We start from the raw sequence: 22,880 nt of genomic DNA, 5'->3' as shown, positions 1-22,880 counted from the left end.
TGTCTCATTGTGCCGATTCGGCGGGGCGCAGACCCACCATGGTGCCGGCCTGGCGCCAGCGGCGGCGGGCACGGTGGCCGAGGCGATCGAGCAGTATATACAGCACCGGCAGCAGGAAGAGACTGACTACGGTGGAGAAGGCCAGCCCGCCGATCACCGCCCTTGCCATGGGTTGATAGGAGGGGCCGCCACCGCCGATGCGTACATCGCCGAGGGCCAGTGGCAACAGTGCCAGAATGGTGGTGGTGACCGTCATCAGAATGGGCCGGAAGCGGTGCAGGCTGCCGTGATAAAGGGCGTCATGCATGTTCATGCCGCCCCAGCGAAGCTGGTTCACGTGATTGACCAGCACGATGCCATTGTTCACCACCACGCCCATGAGGATAAGGATCCCGATCATGGCCATGAAGCTGAAGGTGGTGCCGGTCAACATGAAGAACCAGAACACGCCGGTGATCGAGAAGGCGATGGCGCTGAGAATGGCCAGCGGTTTCAGCAGCGCCTCGAACAGGGCCGCCATGACCAGAAAGATCAGAAAGATGGCCAGCATGATGTTCTGCATCAGTTGCTGCATGGCTTCCTGATCCTGCTGGAAACCACGACCGAAGCCCCAGCGGTAGCCGGGCGGCAGTTCCACGTCATTCATGGCCGTGCTGACCCGTTGCCGGGCATCACCGGCAGACAGTTCCTCGGCCAGATCCAGCTCGATGGGGATGGAGGTGCGCCGATCCAGGCGCTGAATGGCCGCCGCCTGCTCCGCGATCTGGAGTTCGGCCAGGTTGTCCAGGCGAACACGCCCGCCATCGGGCAGGGCCACGGGGAGAGCGGCCAGCTCGTTGAGGGAACGGCGTTCGGCATCCCTGTAGATGATTCGCATCTGGGTATCGTCCACGTCACCACGCAGAGGACGCATATTACGACCCTGCAGAGCGAGGGAGACCGAATCCGCAATCTCACGCGGGCTGATTCCAAACTGTTCCGCAGAACGGCGATGGACGTTCACCTGCAGTTCCTGGGAGCGGCTTTCCAGGACAGGCCGGGCGCCTACCACACCTTCGACACCGCGCAGGCGTTCGGCCAGCTGCATCGCCATGGGCAGCATCTCGTCGTAACGCTCGCCTTCCAGGTGGATGCGCAGGCCTTCGGCACCGCCGGCCCGCTGCCAGTCGAAACTGGGCTGGCCGATGATGATGTCGGGCAGATCCGCCAGCACCCGGTCGCGGACTTCTTCCGGTGACAGGCGGGCCTTGTCGCCTTCGTTCAGAATCAGCCCCGACTGGGCGCGCCCGGCTTCATACCAGGAGTACACCGAATCCAGGTCGAAACGCTCCTTGTTGGCGTAGAGGTAATCCTCGATGGTGTTCACCGCCTCCTTCATGTCGTTCAGAGGGTGGCTGCCCTGGATGTGATAGTTCAGCCACAGGGTGCGACTGCCTTCCGGCGGGAACATGTCGGTCTCCACGGCATTCATGGGGATCACGATCGAGCCCATGGCCAGTGCGCCGAGAAGCAGGGTGATCTTCGGGCGGCGCAGACTCCACTGCAGGGCCGAGCCATAGCGTTTCGCCAGGCCCGCCACCGGATTGGGCCGGTCCTGGCCGGCCCCCGTCCGGGACAGGCGCGACAGCAGCAGGGGGATCAGGGTCAGGGAAATCAGCAGGGAAGCCAGCAGGGTGACCACGATGGCGGCGGCCACATGCTGCAGGAAGATGCTGATCTGATCCTGGCCACCAAACACCAGCGGCAGAAAGACGATGACGGTGGTCAGGGTGCCTGCCAGCACCGCAATGCCCACCTCGCGACTGCCCCGCAGACTGGCGGACAGGGGTTGCCGGCCCAGCTCCTGTCGGTGGCGGAAGATGTTTTCGCTCACCACAACGGCATTGTCCACCAGCATGCCCACCGCCAGCATCAGGCCCATCATGGACAGTATGTTCAGCGACATGCCCAGCAAATACATGCTGGCCAGGGACGTGGCAATGGCCAGGGGTATGGTGGCCACCACGATCAGGGTAATGCGGAAGGAGCGCAGGAAGAACCACAGCACCGCCAGGGCCAGGAGGGCACCGATCAGCCCGGCCCGCAGAAGCTGGCGCAGGGATTCGATCACTCCCCTGGCCTCATCATTCATTTCGAAGATGCGGATGCCGTGGAAATCATCTTCCTGGCGAACGTCTTCCAGCTCGGCCTTGACTCGCCGCGACACCTCCACCAGGTTGGCGCCCGATTCCCGGAGAATGTTGAGGCCCACCGACGGCTGGCGCTCCAGCAGACGAACCAGCCGCAGGTCGGGGGTCACTTCCCGGATGTCGGCCACATCATCCAGGCGAATGCCGGGTCCCAGGGGCAGGGCCGCCATTTCCTCGACACTGTGAAACTCGGCATCCGGACGAACCCGAAGGCGCCGCGGTGGATCGTCCAGCAGGCCGCCACTGACGGTCTGGTGGTTGCGCTGCAGGCGATCGGCCACCTGGCGGTCATTGAGGCCGTAGCGTTGCAGTTGTTCCGGATCCAGCTGGATCTCGATCTGTGGACGCTGGACACCGTAGAGCTGCACCTGGGAAACACCTTCGATCCGTTCCAGGCGGGCACGGAGGCGCCGGTCAAGCAGGGTGTATTCCCTGGCCAGGTCCCGTTCCGATGACAGGCGCAGGGTCAGGATGGGCTGGTCCGAGGTGGAACCGGTGAAGACCCGTACCCGTTGCACGGTCGTGGGCAACTCATGGCGAATGGCATCGATGCGGGCCTGCACTTCCAGATTGCGGGGCCCCATTTCCTCGCCCCAGTTAAAGAAGATCCTTACCTGTCCCTGATCGGGGTTGGCCGTGGCCTCCAGGCGCTGCAGCCCGGTGAGGGTGGAGACCGACTCCTCGATGGGGCGCAGCACCTCCCGTTCCATTTCCTCGGGCCCCATGCCGGGTGCATTGATCTGCACGAAGACGCCCGGAAAATCCAGATCCGGCCACATGGCCAGGGGCAGCAGCCGAGTGGCGGCCATACCGGCCGCCAGAACAGAAAGGCACAGCATGAAGGTGGTCACTGGCCGGCTGAGCGCAAGGCGGGGCAGATTCATGCCGAGGCCTCCTTCAGCGTCTTGCGCCGTCCCAGCCAGACCTCCACCCGTTCATAGGTCACGGGGATCAGCACCAGGGTGAGCAGGGTGCCCACCAACAGGCCGCCGATCACGGTGATTGCCATCGGTGCGCGCAGCTCGCCGCCCTCGCCCATGCCTAGGGCCATGGGCATCAGCCCGAGCAGGGTGGTCAGCATGGTCATGAGGATGGGGCGCAGCCGCGTCTGTCCGGCTTCCATGATGGCTTCCCGAAGCGCCAGGCCATCCACCCGGTTGCGATTGATGCGGTCCACCAGAACGATGGCGTTGTTGACGATGATGCCGCCCAGCATCATCAGGCCGATGAAAACCACCACACTGATGGTTGAGCCCGTGATCCACAGGCCCAGGATGGCCCCGGCCAGTGCGATGGGCACCGTGAACAGGATGATGAAGGGGTGCAACAGGGATTCGAACTGCGAGGCCATCACCAGGTAGACCAGGAAGATGGACAGCAGCAGGGCCATCTGCATGGCCGAGAAGGCCTGTTCCATGTCCTCGCTCTGCCCGGATACGCGCAGGCTCACCCCCGGGGGAAGCTCCAGACCGCCGGCCAGTTCAGCCATGGCCCGGGAGGCCCGACCGGTGTCACCGTCGCTGGCGGTGGCGGAAATCACTGCTACCCGCTGCTGAGCCTGACGACGGACTTCCACCGGGCCGGTCTCGATACGGATATCGGCCACCGCTTCCAGCGGCAGGCTGCGAGGGTCGGCCGGGTTAACCGGCAGGGCTCGCAGGGCCTCCAGGGAGCGCCGGGTTTCCTCGCGTCCGCGAACCAGAATGTCGATCTCGCGTTCCGGCAGTGAATAGCGGCTGCCCGTTTCGCCTCGCACATGATCCGCCACCCGTCGGGCCACTTCCCCCGCATTCAGATCCAGGGTGGCCAGGCGGTCACGGTCGAAGCGGATGCGGACTTCCGGGTAACCCTCGGCCATGGAAGAACGTACATCCTGAAAGCGCGCATCACGACTCATCGCGGCATGGATCAGGTCGGCTGCATCCTGCAGATCCTCCAGGCTGTCCGAGCGCAGAGTCAGTTCCAGCGGTTGCTCGAAGCGCATGATGGCCGGTGTTTCGATGCGATGACGGATGTCGTCTCGACCGCCAAGGATACGCCGCAGACGCTCGGCCGTGGCGGCTTCCGCTTCCGCACCGGCGCCGGCTTGCATGCGTACGGTGAGCTGGCCATGGTTCTCGCCGGCATCACCGGGGGCGGCATCCAGGCGGTTGCCGGTGCCGGCCACCGAGGCGGTCAGGGCGACGCGTGGATCTGTGCCCAGTTCGCGCCGGACACTTTCCAGGGTATCGTCCGTGCGATCCAGTCCAGTGCCCGGTGGCAATTCAATGACCAGGTCAAATTCGCCCTGGCTCACTTCCGGTATCAGCTCCGTGCCCATGCGAGGCAGCACGGCCAGCGCCACGGCCACCAGCAGCAGGGTGGCCAGCCAGACCGTGCCGGCATGGGCCAACGACCAGTCCAGCAGGGCCGGATAACGGGATTCCACCCCCCGCCAGACGCGGTCGAAGGCACGACGCAGGGGCCACAACAGCCCGCGCATGCCACCGCCAACACCCCGGGCCACACCGCGCAGGACAAGCAGCACGGCAAGGATCAGGCCGCCAAACAGACGGCCCGGCAGGCGCCGCAGCCAGCCGCGCTTGTCCTCGGCGGGATCCGGCAGGGCTTCGGTTTCACCCGCATGCTGGCCGGGCACGGACAGCATGGGAATCACGGCCAGGGCAATCAGCAAGGCCAGCAGCAGGGAAAAGGTAATGGTCAGGGCCTGGTCGCCGAACAGTTGGCCGGCCAGGCCTTCCACGAAGATCAGGGGCAGAAAGACCGCCACCGTGGTCAGGGTGGAGGCCGTGATGGCACCGCCAACTTCGCTGCTGCCACGGACCGCGGCTTCCAGGGCGGAATCACCGGCCTGGCGCCGGCGGGCGATGCTTTCCAATACCACGATGGCGCTGTCCACCAGCAGGCCCACGGCCAGGGCGATGCCACCCAGGGACATGACATTGAGGCTGATGCCGGTGCCGTGCATGAGCAGAAAGGTGCCCACCACCGACAGCGGAATGGCGATGCCGATGATGAAGGTTGGCCGGGCACTGCCCAGAAAGAGGTACAGAACCAGCGCCGCCAGAAAGCCACCGATCAGGCCGGCGGACACCACTTCCCGCACCGCCTGGCGGATGAACTGGGACTGGTCGGCAATCACGGCCACTTCCATGCCCTCCGGCAGACCGCGCTTGACCTGCTGCAGACGCTGCTGAACCAGATCCGCCACCCGCACCGTATTGGCATCCCCTTCACGGTAAATGCCGATCTCCACCGCCTGCTCACCATTGAGTCGAGTGATGGCCTCGCGGTCCTTGTGGCCCATGCGGACCTCGGCAATCTCCTCCAGGCGAATGACTGCGCCCTCTCGACGGGCCACCACCGTGCTGCGGATGTCATCCAGATTGTCGAAGCGGTTCAGGGTGCGCACCAGCAGCTCGCGCGAGCCCTCGAAGAGGCTGCCACCGGAGACATTGACGTTCTCCGCCGCCAGGCGATTGCGCACATCCTCGATCTGCAGACCCAGGGCATCCAGGCGGTCGTCGTCCACCAGTACCTGGACTTCGCTGTCCAGGCCGCCGGATACGCGTACCGCCGCCACGCCATCCACCGATTCCAGGTCACGGGCCAATTGGTCTTCCGCGTAGCGGCGCAGGCGATCCAGGGTGGCGGCTCCCGTCTCACGGCCGTCTCCCAGGCTCAGGCGCAGGATGGGGTCGGTGGAGGGATCAAAACGCAACAGCAGGGGTCGCTCGGCCTCCAGGGGCAGATTGATGCGGTCGAGTTTCTCGCGCACTTCCACCACGGCGGTATCCATGCCGGTGCCCCAGGCGAATTCCAGGGTCACGTCCGACTGGCCCGCGCGGGAGACGGAGTTCACCCGGCGCACGCCGCTGACCGTGGCCAGGACTTCCTCCACCGGTCGGGTGAGCAGGTATTCCACTTCCTGTGGCGCACCACCCGGCAGCTCCGTGCGTACGGTCAGGCTGGGGTAGCTCATTTCCGGCAGCAGATTCACGGCCAGGCGGGACTGGGCCACCAGGCCGAAGACCACCACGCCCAGTGCAATCATGGCGATGGTGACCCGTCGACGGGTGGCGAACTCGACTATGCCCAGGGCTTTGCGACGCATGCGGCGAATTCCTTGATGGTGAAAGGGGAGTGGCGCCGAGGGGTGACATCAATCACCCCCCGGGGCCGGAATCAGATGGACTTGTTCTCGGCGACGGCCATGCTGTCCTCGCGGCCATTGATGCGAACCTTGGCACCATCGCGCAGGGTGGCGTGACCCAGGGTGATCACCGGCTCGTCGACCATGAGGCCGTCGAGGATCTCCACCCAGCCTTCCTCACTGTAGCCGGTCTGCACTTCGCGGCGCTCGGCCACGCCGTCGCGGATCACGAACAGGGTGGTGCGGCCATTTTCGAAGCTCAGGGCCTGGCGCGGCACCAGCAGGGCGTTGTCCCGGGTGTCGTAGAGGATGCGCAGGCGGGCGAAGGTGCCGGGCCGGAGCAGGCCGTTGCCGTCATCCACCGACACCGTGGCGCGCACGGTGCCCGAATCGGCATCCACCACCGGGCTGATGCGGCTGATGCGGCCGCCGTGCACCCGGTCGGGGGACGCATCGCTGCGGATTTCCACCAGCTGATCCACCGCCAGACGCCCCATCAGGCGCTCGGGCACATGCACCTCGGCTTCCAGGCGCGAGGTGTCGGTGACGCGGAAGACCACATCGCCCGGGCTGACGTTGTCACCCAGTCGAATGTGGCGCTCCGAGACCACGCCGTCCACCGGCGCCTTGATGCGCGTTTCCGCCAGTTCCACTTCCGCCAGGGACAGCGCCGCCCGCTGGGCTTCGATCTGGAAGCGCAGTTTCTCCACGGCATCAGCACTGACCAGGTTTTCTGCCTGCAGCTGTTTCTGGCGGGCATAGTCCTGTTCCAGGCCGCCCAGATCCGCGCGGCGCTGGCGAACTTCCAGGGCCCGGCGCTCGTCGTCCAGCACGGCCAGGATCTGTCCGGCCTGTACCCGGTCACCTTCCTCCACGCGCAGTTCCCGTACCAGGCCGTCGGCGCGGGAGACCACGCGGGCGTCCGAGATGGCCCGCAGGGTGGCGGTGGTGCGGTGATTGGCGCTGACCCGCTCAAGGCGCGGTGTTTCGGCGCGCACACTGGCGCGGGATTCTTCCGCCTGCTGGTTTTCCGGGGTATCCGCTTCCTGCTGGCAGGCCGCCAGTGACAGGGTCAGTGCAACCGCCACCAGCAGCCGGGGGAGCCAAACCATCTTGCGATCAGCCATGTTCATTCTCGTTCTCCTGCGCATGCTCTGCGTGACTTACCGTTCAGGTGATGTAGCTAAGTATAACACTAGGTCCGAGCTTGGCAAGGGTGACGGTGATTTTTTTCTCCCGCAAGGCGCCGAGATTGGGCGATGACCCTTGGAGCGCCCCGGATGGGAAGGGTTCTGGGGTGGGGCGGGAAATTCGGCCTGATGCCAATGGAATGATTATCTTGCCCCCTGTAGGCGCGGATGAATCCGCGCCTGCGGTGCCGGCACCCCCCCCGATTTTCCCATTGGCCCTGCCCTGACATAGAATCATGGGCCTGTTATCGAATGGATCAAGGGAGCACCTGATGCGTTATTGCCTTTCCGCCCTGTTTCTGCTGCTGCTGAGCGCCTCGCCGCTGCTGGCTGAAGAGGCAGAAGAACGCGATTATCGCGCCGAGGCCATCGAGATTCTTGAGTCCGTGCCCCTGATTGATGGCCACAACGACGTGCCATGGCAGTACCGTCAGCGGGTGGACAACCGCATTGCCCGGATCAATATCGCCGTCGACACCAGCGAGATGGAGCCGCCCATGCACACCGATATCCCGCGCCTGCGGCAGGGGCGGGTCGGTGGCCAGTTCTGGTCAATCTATGTGTCGCCGGACATGCCCGGTGCCGAAGCCACCAAGGCTCAGCTGGAGCAGATCGATGTGGCCCGGCGAATGATTGCCCGCAATGAGGACCTTCAGTTCGTGACCACGGCGGACGAGGTCGAGGAGGCCTTTGCCGACAGCCGCATTGCTTCCCTGCTGGGCATCGAGGGTGGCCATGTGCTGGATAACAGCATTGCCACCCTGCGCACCTTCTATGCCCTGGGGGCCCGTTACATGACTCTGACCCACTGGCAGAACAATGACTGGGCGGATTCCGCCACCGACGATCCCCGTCACGGGGGGCTGACCGACTTCGGGCGCGCCATCGTCGGCGAAATGAATCGCATTGGCATGCTGGTGGATCTCTCCCACGTGGCCCCATCCACCATGCACGACACCCTGGATGTCACTCATTCCCCGGTGATCTTCTCCCATTCCTCGGCCATGGGCGTGACACCGCATCCGCGCAATGTGCCCGATGACGTACTGGACCGCCTGCCGGAAAACGGTGGAATCGTCATGGTGACCTTCGTTCCGTCCTTCGTGAATGAACAGGTTCGGCAGCACGGTGCCGAGCGTCAGGCGCAGCAGGCCCGCCTGGCCTCGCTTCATATCGGGGATCCGGGCGCCCGCGAGCGCGCCATGGGGGAATGGGATGCGGCCAATCCCGCGCCCCGTGCCACCCTGAATGATGTGGCCGACCACATTGACTACATTCGTGACCGGGTCGGTGCAGATTACATCGGCATCGGCGGAGACTTCGACGGCATCACTACCGTTCCCGACGGTCTGGAGGATGTTTCCACCTATCCGGCCCTGTTTGCCGAGCTGCTGCGCCGGGGCTATGAGCGCGAAGAGCTCGAGAAGATTGCCGGGCTCAATCTGCTGCGGGTGATGCGAGCCAATGAGGCCTACAAGGCATCGGTCAGCGAACGTCGGCCAACGGATGTACGCATCGAGGATTTCCAGTGAGGGACGGCTCATGAAGACGGGGCAGACCATCGGCATTGTCATCGGAACCATTCTGGTGGTTCTGCTTGCAGTCACCACCCTGCTGCCGAAAGAGGTGCCGCATACTTACGAAAAGCACTTGTGCGCGCCGGGATCGGTCAGTTTTGCCCAGTTCCATGATCTGGAAGAGATGGTGAAATGGTCCCGGCTGCTGGGCGCGCCCGGGGGCGAGCGTGAATTCGACGGGCGTAGCGGTGAGGGGGCGTCCCTGCGTCTTGTGGACGGCAACGAGCGCTGGTTCTCACTGACCATCACTGAAAGCCGGCCGCAGGAAAGACTGTCCTATCATTTCCACACCCACGATGACCTCAACACCCGGGTGCGGGTGAATTTCGAAGCCATGGGTGACGATACGCGGCTGACCGTGCGTCTGGTTCAGGAGTTCGGCACCCTGTTCGGGCGCTGGGCCATCGTCTTTGTCCGTTCGGCCCTGGATGACTTCATCGTCAGGGAAATGGAGTCGCTGGAGGCACACCTGCAGGAAGCCGGCTTCGCCTGCGGCGATTGAGCACGCCTCGAACGATGGCCCGGCTGTGCTCGGCAACGATGTCGGCGATCAGCGAGACCACTTCTATTGGCGGAAGAGATGCAGCAAGCGCGGGGCATGGGGTTTGTCCGCGCCGGGCACCGGAAAGCGGTGGCCGATGTCCTCCCGCCTGAGCCAGTCGAGAATGGCCTGGTATTCATCGCCGCCACCCGGATGGCCACGATAGATCATCAGGCTGATCAGCCCGTCCTCGCGCAAGTGAGCCAGGCTGGCCTGGAGGGCTTTTAGGGTGGTTTCCGGGCGCGTAACGATGTCATGCCGCCCACCGGGCAGATAGCCGAGATTGAACATCACCACGGCCAGCCCCTGGCGCATGCCCGCCGGTAGTACCTGATCCAGGGCCTCATGTCCGCACTGAAGCAGATCCACCGAATCCATCAGACCGGCACCCTCCAGTCGTGTCCGGGCCACCCGGATGGCGGATTCCTGGATGTCGAGACCCAGGACGCGGCCACCCGGGGCGACCTGCCGGGCCAGAAAGCAGCAGTCGTGGCCATTACCCACGGTGGCATCCACCGCCATGTCACCGGCCTGGAGGCGATCCCGGATCAGCTCGTGGGCGATGGCTGTCAGCGATTTGCGCATGATCCACTCCCCGTGGGCGGCCTTCAGCCAGAGGCACTGTTCCGGCGTTCATGCCAGTAACGGGCGTCGGCCGGTTGCGGGATGGGCGAGCCCTTTTCCATGTGGTCGGCAAGCAGCCGGGCATAGTGGGGGGCCAGGATGGCGCCCTTTGAGCCAAGGCCGTTTAAGATGGCCAGCTGGGGGTGGTCGGGATGGCGGCCGAGCACCGGGTGATGGTCGGTCTTGCCCGGGCGGATGCCGGCCAGATGCTCCAGGACCGTCACCGCCGGCGGATCGAGAAAGAGGTTGCGGAAGCCCTCCAGCAGTTCACGGCGTGCGGCCTCGGTGGGCGTGGTGTCAGTGTGATCACGCTGGTAGGTGGCCCCGAGTCGATAACGACCTTCCCCCAGGGGGATCAGTCCCTTGCCGGCACTGATGATGCCCTCGGGCAGGGGGCGGCGTACGCCCACCGTCAGCACTTCCCCCTTGGACGGTCGCACGGGGGCCCAGTGAAACCAGGGGTTCTGTCCGACCCGGTGCCCCTCACAGAAGACCACCTGGCGGGCTCGCAGGTGGCGCCAATGCACGAGGCCGTCCCGGATCTGCAAATCCTCCGCTTCCAGGCGCTGCTCGATCAGACGGGCGGTATCGCGATAGAACTGTCGCAGGCGGCCAAGCAGTTTCGGCAGATCCACCCGAGCCCCCCGGATGCAGACACTGCCCCGCGGGTCAGCCAGGCCGTGGCCCAGTTTGCCCGGCGGCCTCCGTTCGCCGATATAGGGTTGATAGGCGGGATCCTCCGCCCGCTTGGCGAGCTGGGCGGCCTCCAGATCATCATTGAAGATTCGCCAGATTGGCGTCTCCTGGAACAGGATCAATCGAAAGGCTTCTTCGATTTCGCCATAGAGATCGATGGCGCTGCTCAGCAGCGGCTCAAGGTCGGCCGGCTTGGTGAAGCGCCGGCCACTCATGGGGTTGATGACCCCGCCGGAGACCCAGGAAGCACCCGGGTCAGCGTCATTGCCACCGGGGTCGGCGATCACGACCCGCCGTTGGCGGCGAATCAGCTCCCAGGCCAGCAGGCTGCCGGCAAGACCCTGGCCCACGATCAGGCAGTCCACAAACTCGGTTTGGCTGTTCATGACGGGATTGTATGCCAGGCCGTGGTGCCGTGGCCAAGCGATCGGCCTCCTGGGCCTGGGCCGTGACACAGCCGGGGAGTGCTATCTTCTCCGAAATGGCGCAGAATCACGCGCCTGTCAGACATTCAAACACCAAATGGGGAGTATTCATGCCAGCACCGAAAGCCCTCGCTGTCGAGCAGTTGTATCAGGTCTGTGATCCGGCCAATCTCGATTTTCACAGCACGGACGAACTGGACAACCCGGAAGGCGTCATCGGTCAGCAGCGGGCCCTGGATGCCCTGTCCTTCGGCGCGGGCATGCGCAGCCGTGGATACAACATCTTCGTTCTCGGGCCCAATGGCGTGGGCAAGAAGACGGTGGTACGGAAATTTCTGGCCGAGCAGGCCGCGGCCGCTGCCACGCCACCGGACTGGTGTCACGTGCACAACTTCGAGGATGAAAACCGGCCACGCCTGTTGCGTTTCGAATCCGGTCAGGGCCAGGCCTGCCGGCGCGACATGGACAAGCTGCTGGATCGGCTCAAGACCGTGCTGCCGGCCTCCTTTGAAAGCGAGGATTATCAGAACCGCCTGCAGGCCATCAAACAGGATTTCCAGAAACGCCAGCAGGAGGCGGTCAAGGAAATCGAGGATGAGGCGGAAGAATACGATATCGCCCTGATTCAGACCGCCTCGGAAATGTCCTTTGCCCCCCGCAGCAAGGGTGAGGTGATGGAGCCGGAGCAGTTCCACAGTCTGCCCAAGGCGGAGCGGGAACGTTTCGAATCACGCATCGAAGCCCTGCAGGAGCAATTGCAGACCGTCGCCGGGCAATTTCCAAAATGGCGAACGGAAATGCAGGAACGCGTCCGGGAACTCAATGAGGCGACCATACGCGAGGCCAGCGAGGCCTTTCTCGAAGACGTGGAGCGCAGCTACCCGGATCATGCCGAGCTGCATGACCATATCCGTGCCATCGGCAGCGACCTGGTCGTGAACCACGGGATCATTGCGCGCCTGGCCGAGGAGGACGAACCCGAAGTCAGGGCGGCATTCGAGCATTTGTTCACCCGTTACGGCCTGCTGGTTCTGGTGGACAACAGCGATCAGGACGGGGCGCCGGTGGTCTATCATGATTTCCCCACCCATCAGCACCTGATCGGGCGCGTGGAACACAAGGTGCGCCATGGTGCCCTGGTGACCGACTACTCGCTGATTCGCCCCGGTGCCCTGCATCGGGCCAATGGCGGTTATCTCATCCTCGAAGCGGAAAAGGTACTGAGCCATCCCTTCGCCTGGGACAGCCTCAAGCGCGCTCTCTACGCCCGGCAGGTACGCATTGAGTCCCTGGAACAGATGTACTCCTCGGTGAGTACCGTGTCCCTGGAGCCCCAGCCCATGCCCCTGGATATCAAGGTGCTGCTGCTGGGCGATCGTCATACCTACTATCTGCTGGCCGAGCATGACCCGGAATTCGGTGAGCTGTTCAAGGTACAAGCCGATTTCGAGGATGATCTGCCCCGCGGCCGTGACAATGACATGGGGCATGCACGTCTGGTGGCCTCCATCGTGCAGCGGGAGTCGCTGCTCGCCCTGGGGCCGGAAGCGGTGGCGCGCGTTATCGAGCATGGCAGTCGTCTGGCGGAAGACAGGGAGCGCATGTCCGCCCATGCCGGCAGTATCGCCGACCTGCTGCGGGAAGCCGATCACTGGGCCAGGATGGACGCGGCCGAGCGTATTCGTGTGGAGGACATCCAGAAGGCCATCGATCAACAGGAGTATCGCGCCCGGCGGGTGGAAGAGCGGATGGATCGCGAGATTGCCCGCCAGACAGTACTGCTGGATACCAGCGGCAAGGTTCCGGGCCAGATCAACGGGCTGACCGTCATGCAGCTTGGCAGTCATCATTTCGGCCGCCCCGTTCGCATCACGGCGGCGACCCGTCTTGGTTCCGGCTCCGTGGTCGATATCGAACGGGAAGTGGAGCTGGGCGGCCCGCTGCATTCCAAGGGGGTGTTGATTCTGTCCGGCTTTCTCGGCGCGCATTACGCGCCGGAGCACAATCTGTCGGTGAATGCGAGTCTGGTCTTCGAGCAGGGTTACAGCGAGATCGACGGGGATTCCGCCTCCCTGGCCGAATTGTGTGCACTGCTTTCCGATCTGGCCGGGGTGGGTATTCGCCAGGCCCTGGCGGTGACCGGTTCGGTCAACCAGAAGGGACAGATCCAGGCCATTGGTGGTGTGAACGAGAAGATCGAGGGTTTCTTCAAGGTCTGTCAGCAGCGTGGCCTGGATGGTTCCCATGGTGTCATCATCCCCCGATCGAACCTGGGTGATCTGATGCTGGATCACCAGGTTCGCGACGCTGTTTCCCGGGGGCTGTTCAATGTCTACGCCGTCGCAGATGTGGACGAGGCCATGTCCCTTCTGACCGGCAGGAACGCCGGTCGACGCCGTCGTGACGGCAGCTATCCCGCGAAATCGCTCAATGCCATGATCGAGGAGAAACTGGTACGTTTTGCCAGGATCAAACAGGAAGAGGAGGGCGGTGACGATGAATAGGGTGGTTCCGGTATTGCTGTGCCTGTGTCTGCCCATGCTGTTCTCCTGCACCCACCTGCAACGGGAACTGGAGCCACCTCAAGTGCGGCTTGATGCCATTGCGCTGGAATCACTGTCCCTGAGTCGACAGCGATTCCGCGTGACGCTGGAAGTCCATAACCCGAATGCCTTCCGCCTGCCCATCGCCAGCATCACCTACCACATGACCCTAGCGGATGTGCCCCTCACCCGGGGGCGCTTCGACGAGGGCCTCTCGCTGGCGGCGGGGGCAAGCCAGACAGTGAATCTGAGTGTGGAAACGGATCTGATGGCGACCGGCCAGGGGCTGTTGGAATGGCTGCGCCAGCCGAGCGAAGACCTGCCTTACCGCATGGAAGGGGAAGTGTTGCCGGATTTCTCCTGGGCGCGGGCGCGCCCCTATCGCCAGGAAGGGCGCATCCGGCTACAGCATTGAGCCGTATTCTGCCAGTGCTGGTGGCGGCATCATGCTTTGCCGAGTAGAATGCTTCTTAGGGGAGGCGGCGCAAGGAGATTGCGCGTCGATTTGGGGCTTGCGTTCAGGGAAGGAATACCGTCATGACAGAGTCGCTCGACAACTCCACGGGCATGCTTCAGCATCGGGGGCCAGGTCGCCCCGGTGTTCTCGAGGCCTTGTGGGATGTCTACCCCGATAATCTCTTCCTGATCCGGGTCGAATCCAGCGGCAGCTTCATTGTCGAAGCCGTCAACCCGGTGCTGCGGGAACGCTTCGGCATGCCCCGTGCGGCCATTGAGGGAAAGACCATCGAGGCCATTCACGGGCCGGAAATGGCAGCGGAAATTGTCGCTCGTTATCGGGAATGCCTGCTCGTCGGAGCACCCATCGAGTACGAAGAACCCAGCCGCTCTCCGCTTTCCGAAGGTGAAGTGTTCGAAACCATCCTCATGCCCTTGCGTGATAGGGACGGCCATATCAGTCATCTGCTGGGAATCTCACGGGCCATTACCCGGCTGCGTCGTGCGGAGCAGGTTCTGCGCCAGGACAATCGCGAGCTTGAACACCGGCTGAGCAGGAAGCGTGAAGAGCTGGATCAGCTGCGTGACAGTCTGAGGCGCCGTGCCCTGCGCGATGAAGTCACCGGCTGTTATACCCGTACCATCTTCCTGGAGATGATGGGAAGGGAGCTGGAGCGGGCAAAAGCGGAAGGCCGTCGACTGGGTCTGCTCATCATCGATCTGGATGATCTGCCGGCGTTGACTCGCCACTTTGGCAGTTCCGCCCGTGATGCCATGGTGTCCACCGTGGTCACCGTGTTGCGGGAATCCGTTTCGGAAATGGAACTGCTCGGGCGTTGTGACAGCGGGGAGTTTCTCCTGCTGCATGAACGGGATGAGGCCGGCAGCGAAGCGTTGGCCGAGGAGCTGTGTGCGCAGGTGCGGTCACTGACACCGGTCTGGCAGGGGCGGCCCATCGAGCTGTCCCTGAGTATCGGAATGGCCATGCTGAAGCCTGGCGCCGTGAGCAGTGTGGAACAGCTCAGTGAAATCGCGATGAAACGGCTTGAACAGGTTCGTGCAAGCGGTAGCGGAGGCTGGTTGTCCGAGCCGGTGGCCGCGCAGGGCTGAGCATTGGATTCGTTCCGTTCCCAAGATCAATCATCCGCCAGTTCCACTTCCGTGATGACCCTGTTTCTTCCCATTGCCTTGCCTTGGTAAAGGGCAGCATCCGCCCGCTTGAGCGTGTCATGCAGTGATTCCCCCGGTGAAAACAGAGCCAGGCCGAATGTCACGCTGATGGATATGGGCTTGCCTTCATGCATGAGCGGGCTGTCGGTAACAAGCGTGCGCAGGTTATTCGCCAGGCTCTCTCCACCGGCCAGATCCGTTTCCGGAAGCAGAAGTAGAAACTCTTCTCCGCCCCATCGTGCGACCAGATCCTCGTTTCTCACTCGTCTTGACAGTTTTTCCGCGACGGCCTTGAGCACCTCATCCCCGGCATCGTGGCCCAGTTCATCATTGATGCGTTTGAAGTGATCGATATCCGCAAGGGCAACCGTCAGTGGGCGCTGATGCCGCCTGACCCGATGGGCTTCCTGCTTCATCCACTCCTCGGCGGCCCGTCGATTGGGTAGTGTCGTGAGGGTGTCGGTGCGGGCCAGGCGTCGCAGTTCCTCCTGAGCGGCTGTCATCCGCTTCAGCGCATTCTCCGCCCGTTCGTTCTCTCGCTCCAGTGCCGTCATCTGTCGTGCGTTTCGGAACGCCGAAATCGCGTGCCGCCGGAAACGCTGAAAGCGCTCGGCATCGGCCTGCCCAAAGGCGCTATGATTACGAGTACTTTGAAGAATGAGAAAGCCATCCGCTTCACCGTCCAGTGCGATGTCCATCACCACCATTGCCTTCTGTGGATCCGATTCCTTGAGTGCTTCGTGACCTTTCAGTGGTGGCAGATTCTGGAAACGGCGCACGCCATGAACGAGAGGGAGGCCACCGTCGGTGTAGCGCCGTCTTGCCGTCTCGCCCTCCATGGTGATGTTTCCGATGGCCGCGTAACGATAGCCTTGATAGACAGCAACACGGTAGCGATCCATCTCGCCTTCCTTGACAAGGAAAACCCCGCGATCGGCATCCCGGAAGAAACTCAGCGCCTCTTCAAGTACTCGGCTGAGCATGTGGGAAAAATCATTCTCTGTATTAAGCGTGGCCACGATTCGGTCCAGGGATTCAAGCTCCCGGTTCCGGGCCTCAATCAATCGGCTGCTTCGACTTTTGAGGCGGTAACGGTTGAAGAGCAGGGCAATGATGAGGAGCAGGCCGAAGGTGCCGACGATCAGGCCGTTTCGAAGAATGGTGCCGGTGCGTTGACGTTCCTGGAGGAGCTTGATTTCCTGCTCTCTCTGCTCAACTTCGAACAGGGCTCGGAGCTCGCCGATCTGGCGACGGCTGTTTTCGTTATGCAGCTCTTCACGAAGCGTGATGTAGCGCCTGAGAAAGGCAAAGGCATCATCGGGCCTGTCCATGTCGTGGTAGAGGTCCGCGATCTGTTCGTAGGTTCCCATCAGGTGGTTGCGAGCGCCAATCTCGCGATTGATCTCGATACTGTCCAGGAAGAAGGGTTCCGCAGCCTCAAGGTCACCGCGGGCAACCATGATCTGGCCGAGGTTATGCAGTGATCGGGCAATGGCGTAGCGGTCACCGATGTTTCGATTCATGGCCAGTGCGCGTTCGTGATAGTCCTGCGAGGTGTCAAGATCGCCCCGATCATAGGCGATGATCGCCAGATTGTTGAGGGAGGCGGAGATACCGCTTCGCTCGTCGATGCGTTCACGAATGGCCAGGCTTGCCAGGTAGTGAGCTTCTGCTTCGTCAAGTTGCTGGCGATTCCGATGAATGACGCCAATGTTGTTGATGGCGCTGGCAAGCCCCGCCTCGAGGCGGGCAGATTCCGCTTCCGCCCGCGCCTGTTGGAAGTGGGTCAGACTCGCATCCAGGTCGCCAAGGCGAAAGTGAAGCGCTCCCATGTTGTTCAGTACCTCGACCACTTCCTGCGGTGCGGCCAGGTCACGATAGAGGCGAAGGGCATCCAGCTGGTAAGCCAGGGCCTGCTGGTAGTCACCCAGCTCGGTGAGCACCGCTCCCTTGCCGACCAGCAGACGTGCCTGCCAGTCTGACTCCTGGTTTGCGTCGATGAATTCCTCGGCCTCCCGGAAATGGAGCAGGGCATCAGCCAGTTCCCCCTGGGCCTGTAGCGCACGGCCCAGACGGTAAAGGGCACGGCCCGTGTCGAGGCGGCGCTGATGCTCACGCGCCAGCAAGAGCGCCTGTCGCGCATTGTCGGCAGCCAGGCCGGGTTGGCCGTCAAGGACTTCCCGTGACTGCTCCAGCAGCACATTGATGCGGACTTCGGTGCCGGACTGGGCCCGGGTCGGGAGGGAATGGGAACACAGCAGGGCGAGAAGGGCGACAGCGATCAGGCCGTTGCGGTAGGGCATGGACAGGCTCCTGCATGGGGCCTCCCTGTCCCCTGGTTCCGATATCAAGGGCGCTGACCGAGGCGATGAACGAATCGGCAGACCCTTAACAAGCTTAGCAGCAATGCCCGCTGGTGGATCCTCCTTCTTTGAAGCCTCTGATCAGAGGCTCGCCAGGTAAAGCCCGATCACCCTTGCCGCCACGAAGGCACGGCCCCTCAGCACTCAGCACTCAGCACTCAACCCCCACCTCCTGCCGTCATTCGCTGAGGGTGACCCCCAGGCCGGCCCCGGTATCCAGTCGCATGACGCCGTTCTCCAGAGTAAAACCACCGCTGGCCGGATCACGGCCCAGATCCAGGTGGCCGTCCAGATCCAGATAACGCGTGGCCGGGCTGGCCAGGGCGGCATGCAGGGCGGCGGCAATGCTGATGCGGGATTCATCCATGCAGCCCCACATGAGGTGGATGTCCGTCAGGTCAGCGATGTCGGCGATCCGTCGTGCGGCATGAATGCCGCCACATTTCATCAGTTTGATGTTGAATATGCCGCAGGCCCGGGGTGGCGCCGCGAGCCTGAGGGCATCCAGGGGTGACAGAAGGCTTTCGTCGGCGGCCAGCTGATCCCTAAGGCCCGGGCTGAGCAGGCGCATGTCGTAGTCGCTGGCCAGGGGCTGTTCCACGAACTCCACGCCACAGTCGCTGACTGCCTCCATGAAGCGTTTCAGGTCCGGCACGCCATAGCCCTGATTGGGGTCCACGCGAAGCGCAATGTCCTGGCCGAAGCGGGCGCGCAAACGGCGGATGCGTTCAACGTCTTCTTCCACTCGCTGGCCGGTCTTGACCTTCAGATGCCGGAAGCCGCGCCCGATGTATTCGGCGGCTTCTTCCAGGGTTTCCTCGATGCCCATGATGCCGATGGTGATCGAGGTGGGCAGCGATTCATGGCATTGCCCCAGCATGGCCGCCAGCGGGATATCCAGCTGTCGTGACAGGACATCATGCAGGGCCATGTCCAGGGCGGCGCGGGCAGCCGGCGTGTCGGGCAGGTGCCCGTCCAGCTGGCGCAGCAGCCGCGGCAGCTCACGTACGTCCTGGTTGATCAACCAGTCGAGACTGCCCGGATCAAGTGCCGCTTCGCAGTCATCCAGTGTTTCGCCGGTGACATGATGCTCCGGTGCCGCGCAACCCAGGCCCGGGCTGCCGGAACTTGGGATGATGCGGACGAAACAGTTGCCGACGGCCTCGGTGCGGCGAAAGGCGATCTCATAGGGGCGGCTCAAGGGAATGTCTTCGCGCCAGGTTTCGATGCGGAGAATTCTCATCCGGTGTTCCTCCGGTCGAGTCGGGCTTCGATGGCCGCGAGCAGCTCCGGGCTGTCTTCGAACAGTGGGCAGGCCACCGGCAGCTGCAGGGTATCCGAGAGGGTCTGGCGGGCCTCTGCCACCACGGGGTCGTCCGGGCGGCCATAGAGGGTGACGCCAATGGTCTCGACCCCGTAATGGCGGATGAGGGCGATTTCGTCCGCCACCGTGGGCAGGTGATAACCGCCCGCCTCGAGACCATCGAAATACTGCCGCTTCGGATCATGCTGCAGGATCACGGCGTCGGCGGCACCCGAGAGCAGGAACTCCGCGCCACAGGGGCCGCTCGGATTGCGCAGGGAGGACTGCCCTTCCAGCAGCATGATGTCGGGGTTCAGCTCCCGCGCGCAGCTCAGAATGGCATGTTCCAGTTCGCCACTGACGTAATCGTTCGGTGTGGCATCGAAGATGAAGCCATAGCGACCACCCTGCAGCCAGCCCGTCTGCCCGGTGTAGATCATCTCCGCCGTGTGGCCGCGCTGGCGCAGCGCCTGAATCAGCACGCGACTGGTGGTGCGCTTGCCGATGGCGCAGTCCATGCCGAGGACGGCAATGCGCGGTGTGGCGACATGGCGGATCTCGCCGGTCCAGAAATGCAACTGATCATTGGGCGGCGGGCGACGCAGGTCGATGATCTCGACACCCTGCTCCCGGGCGACCCGGTTCATGTCGGGATCCAGCCCGGCCCAGTCATGCAGGCCGTTGACCAGGCCGAGGCCGGCGGAGAGTGCACTCAGGGCGGCTTCGCGCAGGGGTGGGTTGAAACGCCCGCCATGGGGCGCAACCCCCAGGACACACCAGCGCGGTGGTGTGGGACAGGCGGCGATGGCTTCCGCCACCGACTCCACCACCGGAATGTCCCGGTGGGTGCCGTCCAGCCATTCCCCCGCATCACTCCCGGCGGCATCCGGATCCACCACTGCCCTCACCCGGAAACGCTCGCTGCCCCTGATCAGGCCGTGAGCCACCTTGCCATTGGCTGTCCTGTAGGCCCCATTGGCCAGAACGATTGCCTCTTCCTGCATGCCTTGCCTCCTTGTTCGGGAGCAACATTCTACCGTTCCCGTCGATTCGGGTAAGCCCGTCGCGGGCGAATGCGGGATGACTCAGGCGACGATTTGCGAGAAAATGGCGCCATGAGGAATTACACCACGGCATGCCGCGCGGACGCGTTCCGGTTCTGATGGAACAGCATTCGCAGCGGCCCATCGGTCTGTTCGGTGGCACATTCGATCCGATCCACCACGGTCATCTGCGTCCTGCTCTGGAACTGCTCGAAATCCTCGAGCTGGAGCAGGTGCGGCTGATTCCCTGTGCTGATCCGCCCCATCGCGGCGCGCCCATGGCGCCCGGCCCCTTTCGCCTGGAAATGGCCCGGGCCGCGGTGCATGACCAGCCGGGGCTGGAAGTGGATGATCGGGAGATGCGCCGGCCCGGCCCCTCCTACACCCTGGATACCCTGCTGGCCTTTCGCGAGGAACTGGGGCCGAAACGTCCGCTGTGTCTGATCCTTGGCAGTGATGCCTTCCTCGGACTGCCACGCTGGAGCCGCTGGGAAGCGCTGTTGGAGCAGGCCCATATCGTGGTGGCCCATCGACCCGGCTGGCAGCTGACGCCGGACGGTGACCTGTCCCGGGTGCTGGAGGCCTGTCGCAGTGACGACAGGGCCGACCTGCACCGGCTGCCGGCGGGCCGGATACTGACCCAGCAGGTGACGCAGCTGGAGATTTCCTCCAGCGTCATTCGCGAAATTCTCGACCGGGGCGGGTCGGTGCGCTATCTCACGCCTGACCCGGTGGTGAGAATGATCGAGAGCAGTCCCTATTACAGTCGGCGACCTGCCCGATCCTATGCCCGCGTGACGCGGGAAGGAGGAGTGTAAGACCGTGACGGATGAAGCGAAGACCGTACTCAGTGGCGCAGCCCTGAATGAGTGGCTGGTGGATGTGCTTGACGACATGAAGGCCCGTGACATCACGGTGCTGGATGTGCGCGAAGTCACGCCCATCGTGGATACCATGATCATCGCCTCCGGTACCTCCAGCCGACATGTGGCGTCGGTGGCCCAGCACCTGCTGCGCTCGGTGAAGAAGGCCGGCATGCAGGCCGGCATCGAAGGCGAGAAGGATTCGGACTGGGTGCTGGTGGATCTGGGCGAGGCCGTGGTGCATGTCATGCACCCGGAGACCCGGGCCTTCTACAACCTGGAAAAGCTCTGGAGCCTGGACGACCGGGATGAAGGCAATCGGGAGGCCCGTGCCCGGGTCGCCGGCGGCGGACGCCCGCCGTCCCTGTCCGGTCACTGAGACGCACTCGCCATGCGGATTCGCCTGCTTGCCGTGGGCCAGCGCCTGCCGGCCTGGATGAACGATGGCTTCGCGGAGTACGCCCGGCGTCTGCCCCATGAATGCCGTCTGGAGCTGAACGAGATCCCACCCGGTCGCCGCAGTGGCAAGACCGCCCCGGATCGTGCCCGTCAGCAGGAAGCCGAGCGGATTCTGAAAGCCATCGGCAATGATCGCCTGATCGCCCTGGATGAACGCGGCCAATCCCCCGACACCGTCAAACTGTCTGCCTGGCTGGGAGACTGGCTCATGGACGGGCGTGACCTCAGCCTGGTCATCGGCGGCGCCGACGGTCTTGATGACAGCGTCCTGGCACGAGCCGAACGGCGCTGGAGCCTGTCACCCCTGACCCTGCCCCATGGCCTGGTCCGCGTCGTGGTCGCCGAGCAACTGTATCGCGCCTGGTCGGTCCGCAGCGGTCATCCCTATCATCGCGCGTAGGGCGCTTCGACCCAGCACGGCCAATCCTTGTCGTAGTCGTAATCGTAATCGTAATCGGCATTACGAAAGCAGCAACGAGCTACGAGTGACGAATGACGAGCTAAATGACGAAAACCTCGCCGTGCAGGTTTCTGGTTTTTTGCTCGTCGCTCGCTGCTCGTCGCTCGTCGCTTGATAAATGCCGATTACGACTACGACTACGAGGGGCCGGTATGCACCGGCCCTGATTCACGCACCCCCCATCCCTGCGGCACAATGCCCCCTTGTTCACCCACCAAGGCAATACAAAGCCCATGCCCCGACTCATTCTCGCCTCCCAATCCCCACGTCGCCGTGAATTGCTGGAACAGATCGGGCTGACATTCGATGTGATTCCGGCGGACATCAACGAATCCGTTCAAGCCGGTGAGTTGGCCGTGGACTTTGTCGCGCGCATGGCGCGGGAGAAAGCCGAAGCCGTGGCCCGACAGCAGCCGGATGCACTGGTACTGGGTTCGGATACCGCCGTGGTGGTGGATGAACACATTCTTGGCAAGCCGGCGGATAAGGCCGATGCTCGGCGCATGCTTGGCCTGCTGTCCGGGCGTGAACATGCGGTGCTGTCAGCCGTGGCCCTGATCGTTCCGGGGCAGGCTGAGCGGGTGATCACGCAGGTGAGCCGGGTGCGTTTTCGTTCCATCAGCGAAACGGAGATGCACGCCTACTGGCGCAGCGGCGAGCCCAAAGACAAGGCCGGGGCCTATGCCATTCAGGGGCTGGGGGCGGTCTTTGTCGAACATCTCTCCGGCAGTTATTCCGGGGTCATGGGTTTGCCGCTGTTTGAAACCGCCCGGCTGCTCGAGGAAGCCGGCATCTCTTCGCTCTGACGGTCATTTTCAGGGGGCA

At 63.5% G+C, this 22,880-nt stretch carries 17 protein-coding genes; 9 read left to right on the top strand and 8 right to left on the bottom strand.

Features of this window, described 5'->3' with window-relative positions; all coding sequences use genetic code 11:
- Positions 1-4: 4 nt before the first annotated feature.
- From RBH19_RS08825 to RBH19_RS08815, 3 genes are all read right to left on the bottom strand, one after another.
- The gene (locus tag RBH19_RS08825; RefSeq protein ID WP_306728476.1) at positions 5-3,073 is read right to left on the bottom strand and encodes an efflux RND transporter permease subunit; all 3,069 of its coding nucleotides are present in this window, start codon (positions 3,071-3,073) and stop codon (positions 5-7) included.
- Positions 3,070-6,303, bottom strand: a complete 3,234-nt coding sequence (locus tag RBH19_RS08820; protein ID WP_306728475.1) for an efflux RND transporter permease subunit — start codon at positions 6,301-6,303, stop codon at positions 3,070-3,072. The genes RBH19_RS08825 and RBH19_RS08820 overlap by 4 nt, the downstream gene beginning before the upstream one ends.
- 71 nt (positions 6,304-6,374) lie before the next feature.
- Positions 6,375-7,475 carry an efflux RND transporter periplasmic adaptor subunit gene (locus RBH19_RS08815; RefSeq protein WP_306728474.1) on the bottom strand — a complete coding sequence of 367 codons (1,101 nt, stop codon included), beginning with the start codon at positions 7,473-7,475 and terminating at the stop codon, positions 6,375-6,377.
- Between the two features lie 329 nt (positions 7,476-7,804).
- Here RBH19_RS08815 and RBH19_RS08810 point away from each other — a divergent pair, with 329 nt between their 5' ends.
- Together RBH19_RS08810 and RBH19_RS08805 are read left to right on the top strand one after the other, a co-directional pair.
- Positions 7,805-9,064 (top strand): dipeptidase, encoded by a 1,260-nt coding sequence (locus tag RBH19_RS08810; RefSeq protein ID WP_306728473.1) that lies wholly within the window; start codon positions 7,805-7,807, stop codon positions 9,062-9,064.
- 10 nt (positions 9,065-9,074) lie between these two features.
- Positions 9,075-9,611 carry an SRPBCC family protein gene (locus RBH19_RS08805; protein WP_306728472.1) on the top strand — a complete coding sequence of 179 codons (537 nt, stop codon included), beginning with the start codon at positions 9,075-9,077 and terminating at the stop codon, positions 9,609-9,611.
- A 63-nt stretch (positions 9,612-9,674) separates the two neighbouring features.
- On the opposite strand, the gene mnmM is transcribed toward RBH19_RS08805, so the two are convergent.
- Together mnmM and RBH19_RS08795 are read right to left on the bottom strand one after the other, a co-directional pair.
- Positions 9,675-10,235 (bottom strand): tRNA 5-(aminomethyl)-2-thiouridylate-methyltransferase MnmM, encoded by a 561-nt coding sequence (mnmM, locus tag RBH19_RS08800; protein WP_306728471.1) that lies wholly within the window; start codon positions 10,233-10,235, stop codon positions 9,675-9,677.
- A gap of 23 nt (positions 10,236-10,258) precedes the next feature.
- On the bottom strand, positions 10,259-11,356 hold the full coding sequence (locus tag RBH19_RS08795; protein WP_306728470.1) for an NAD(P)/FAD-dependent oxidoreductase: 1,098 nt from the start codon (positions 11,354-11,356) through the stop codon (positions 10,259-10,261).
- 149 nt (positions 11,357-11,505) lie between these two features.
- On the opposite strand from RBH19_RS08795, the gene RBH19_RS08790 reads away from it, so the two are divergent.
- The 3 genes from RBH19_RS08790 to RBH19_RS08780 all read left to right on the top strand — a co-directional run bounded on the left by RBH19_RS08790 (position 11,506) and on the right by RBH19_RS08780 (position 15,504).
- Entirely contained in the window at positions 11,506-13,899 is a 2,394-nt protein-coding gene (locus RBH19_RS08790) for a Lon protease family protein (protein WP_306728469.1), read from the top strand.
- Entirely contained in the window at positions 13,892-14,353 is a 462-nt protein-coding gene (locus tag RBH19_RS08785; protein WP_306728468.1) for an LEA/WHy family protein, read from the top strand. The genes RBH19_RS08790 and RBH19_RS08785 overlap by 8 nt, the downstream gene beginning before the upstream one ends.
- Before the next feature lie 122 nt (positions 14,354-14,475).
- A complete protein-coding gene (locus tag RBH19_RS08780) occupies positions 14,476-15,504 on the top strand; it encodes a sensor domain-containing diguanylate cyclase (protein ID WP_306728467.1) in 1,029 nt (342 codons plus the stop codon).
- 26 nt (positions 15,505-15,530) lie between these two features.
- Here the strand turns inward: RBH19_RS08780 and RBH19_RS08775 are convergent, their stop codons facing one another.
- The 3 genes from RBH19_RS08775 to RBH19_RS08765 form a co-directional block, all read right to left on the bottom strand.
- On the bottom strand, positions 15,531-17,867 hold the full coding sequence (locus tag RBH19_RS08775) for a tetratricopeptide repeat-containing diguanylate cyclase (protein WP_306728466.1): 2,337 nt from the start codon (positions 17,865-17,867) through the stop codon (positions 15,531-15,533).
- A gap of 238 nt (positions 17,868-18,105) precedes the next feature.
- Positions 18,106-19,170, bottom strand: coding sequence for a mandelate racemase/muconate lactonizing enzyme family protein (locus tag RBH19_RS08770; protein WP_306728465.1), 1,065 nt, complete (start codon positions 19,168-19,170; stop codon positions 18,106-18,108).
- A complete protein-coding gene (locus tag RBH19_RS08765; RefSeq protein WP_306728464.1) occupies positions 19,167-20,234 on the bottom strand; it encodes an N-acetyltransferase DgcN family protein in 1,068 nt (355 codons plus the stop codon). Before RBH19_RS08765 ends, RBH19_RS08770 begins: the two co-directional genes overlap by 4 nt.
- A 131-nt stretch (positions 20,235-20,365) precedes the next feature.
- Here RBH19_RS08765 and nadD point away from each other — a divergent pair, with 131 nt between their 5' ends.
- The 4 genes from nadD (at position 20,366) to RBH19_RS08745 (ending at position 22,861) form a co-directional block, all read left to right on the top strand.
- Positions 20,366-21,091: a nicotinate-nucleotide adenylyltransferase gene (gene nadD, locus RBH19_RS08760; protein ID WP_306728463.1), complete on the top strand. Its 726-nt coding sequence runs from the start codon at positions 20,366-20,368 to the stop codon at positions 21,089-21,091.
- Between the two features lie 4 nt (positions 21,092-21,095).
- Positions 21,096-21,515: a ribosome silencing factor gene (gene rsfS, locus RBH19_RS08755; protein WP_306728462.1), complete on the top strand. Its 420-nt coding sequence runs from the start codon at positions 21,096-21,098 to the stop codon at positions 21,513-21,515.
- Between the two features lie 12 nt (positions 21,516-21,527).
- On the top strand, positions 21,528-21,995 hold the full coding sequence (rlmH, locus tag RBH19_RS08750; RefSeq protein ID WP_306728461.1) for a 23S rRNA (pseudouridine(1915)-N(3))-methyltransferase RlmH: 468 nt from the start codon (positions 21,528-21,530) through the stop codon (positions 21,993-21,995).
- Between the two features lie 293 nt (positions 21,996-22,288).
- The gene (locus RBH19_RS08745) at positions 22,289-22,861 is read left to right on the top strand and encodes a Maf family protein (RefSeq protein ID WP_306728460.1); all 573 of its coding nucleotides are present in this window, start codon (positions 22,289-22,291) and stop codon (positions 22,859-22,861) included.
- Positions 22,862-22,880 lie beyond the last annotated feature (19 nt).

This window comes from Natronospira bacteriovora (genome assembly GCF_030848495.1).
GTDB lineage: Bacteria > Pseudomonadota > Gammaproteobacteria > Natronospirales > Natronospiraceae > Natronospira > Natronospira bacteriovora.
The sequence above is the reverse complement of the archived record's forward strand: the minus strand, read 5'-3'. Positions and strand labels throughout refer to the sequence as shown.

Bases quoted from the DNA above. Each gene is read 5' to 3' on its own strand.
- RBH19_RS08825 (WP_306728476.1), bottom strand. From the start codon at position 3,073: ATGAATCTGCCCCGCCTTGCGCTCAGCCGGCCAGTGACCACCTTCATG.
- RBH19_RS08805 (WP_306728472.1), top strand. From the start codon at position 9,075: ATGAAGACGGGGCAGACCATCGGCATTGTCATCGGAACCATTCTGGTG.
- RBH19_RS08765 (WP_306728464.1), bottom strand. From the start codon at position 20,234: ATGCAGGAAGAGGCAATCGTTCTGGCCAATGGGGCCTACAGGACAGCC.
- RBH19_RS08790 (WP_306728469.1), top strand. From the start codon at position 11,506: ATGCCAGCACCGAAAGCCCTCGCTGTCGAGCAGTTGTATCAGGTCTGT.
- RBH19_RS08820 (WP_306728475.1), bottom strand. From the start codon at position 6,303: ATGCGTCGCAAAGCCCTGGGCATAGTCGAGTTCGCCACCCGTCGACGG.
- rlmH (WP_306728461.1), top strand. From the start codon at position 21,528: ATGCGGATTCGCCTGCTTGCCGTGGGCCAGCGCCTGCCGGCCTGGATG.
- RBH19_RS08810 (WP_306728473.1), top strand. From the start codon at position 7,805: ATGCGTTATTGCCTTTCCGCCCTGTTTCTGCTGCTGCTGAGCGCCTCG.
- RBH19_RS08770 (WP_306728465.1), bottom strand. From the start codon at position 19,170: ATGAGAATTCTCCGCATCGAAACCTGGCGCGAAGACATTCCCTTGAGC.
- RBH19_RS08780 (WP_306728467.1), top strand. From the start codon at position 14,476: ATGACAGAGTCGCTCGACAACTCCACGGGCATGCTTCAGCATCGGGGG.
- RBH19_RS08795 (WP_306728470.1), bottom strand. From the start codon at position 11,356: ATGAACAGCCAAACCGAGTTTGTGGACTGCCTGATCGTGGGCCAGGGT.
- RBH19_RS08815 (WP_306728474.1), bottom strand. From the start codon at position 7,475: ATGAACATGGCTGATCGCAAGATGGTTTGGCTCCCCCGGCTGCTGGTG.
- RBH19_RS08775 (WP_306728466.1), bottom strand. From the start codon at position 17,867: ATGCCCTACCGCAACGGCCTGATCGCTGTCGCCCTTCTCGCCCTGCTG.
- RBH19_RS08785 (WP_306728468.1), top strand. From the start codon at position 13,892: ATGAATAGGGTGGTTCCGGTATTGCTGTGCCTGTGTCTGCCCATGCTG.
- RBH19_RS08745 (WP_306728460.1), top strand. From the start codon at position 22,289: ATGCCCCGACTCATTCTCGCCTCCCAATCCCCACGTCGCCGTGAATTG.
- mnmM (WP_306728471.1), bottom strand. From the start codon at position 10,235: ATGCGCAAATCGCTGACAGCCATCGCCCACGAGCTGATCCGGGATCGC.
- nadD (WP_306728463.1), top strand. From the start codon at position 20,366: ATGCCGCGCGGACGCGTTCCGGTTCTGATGGAACAGCATTCGCAGCGG.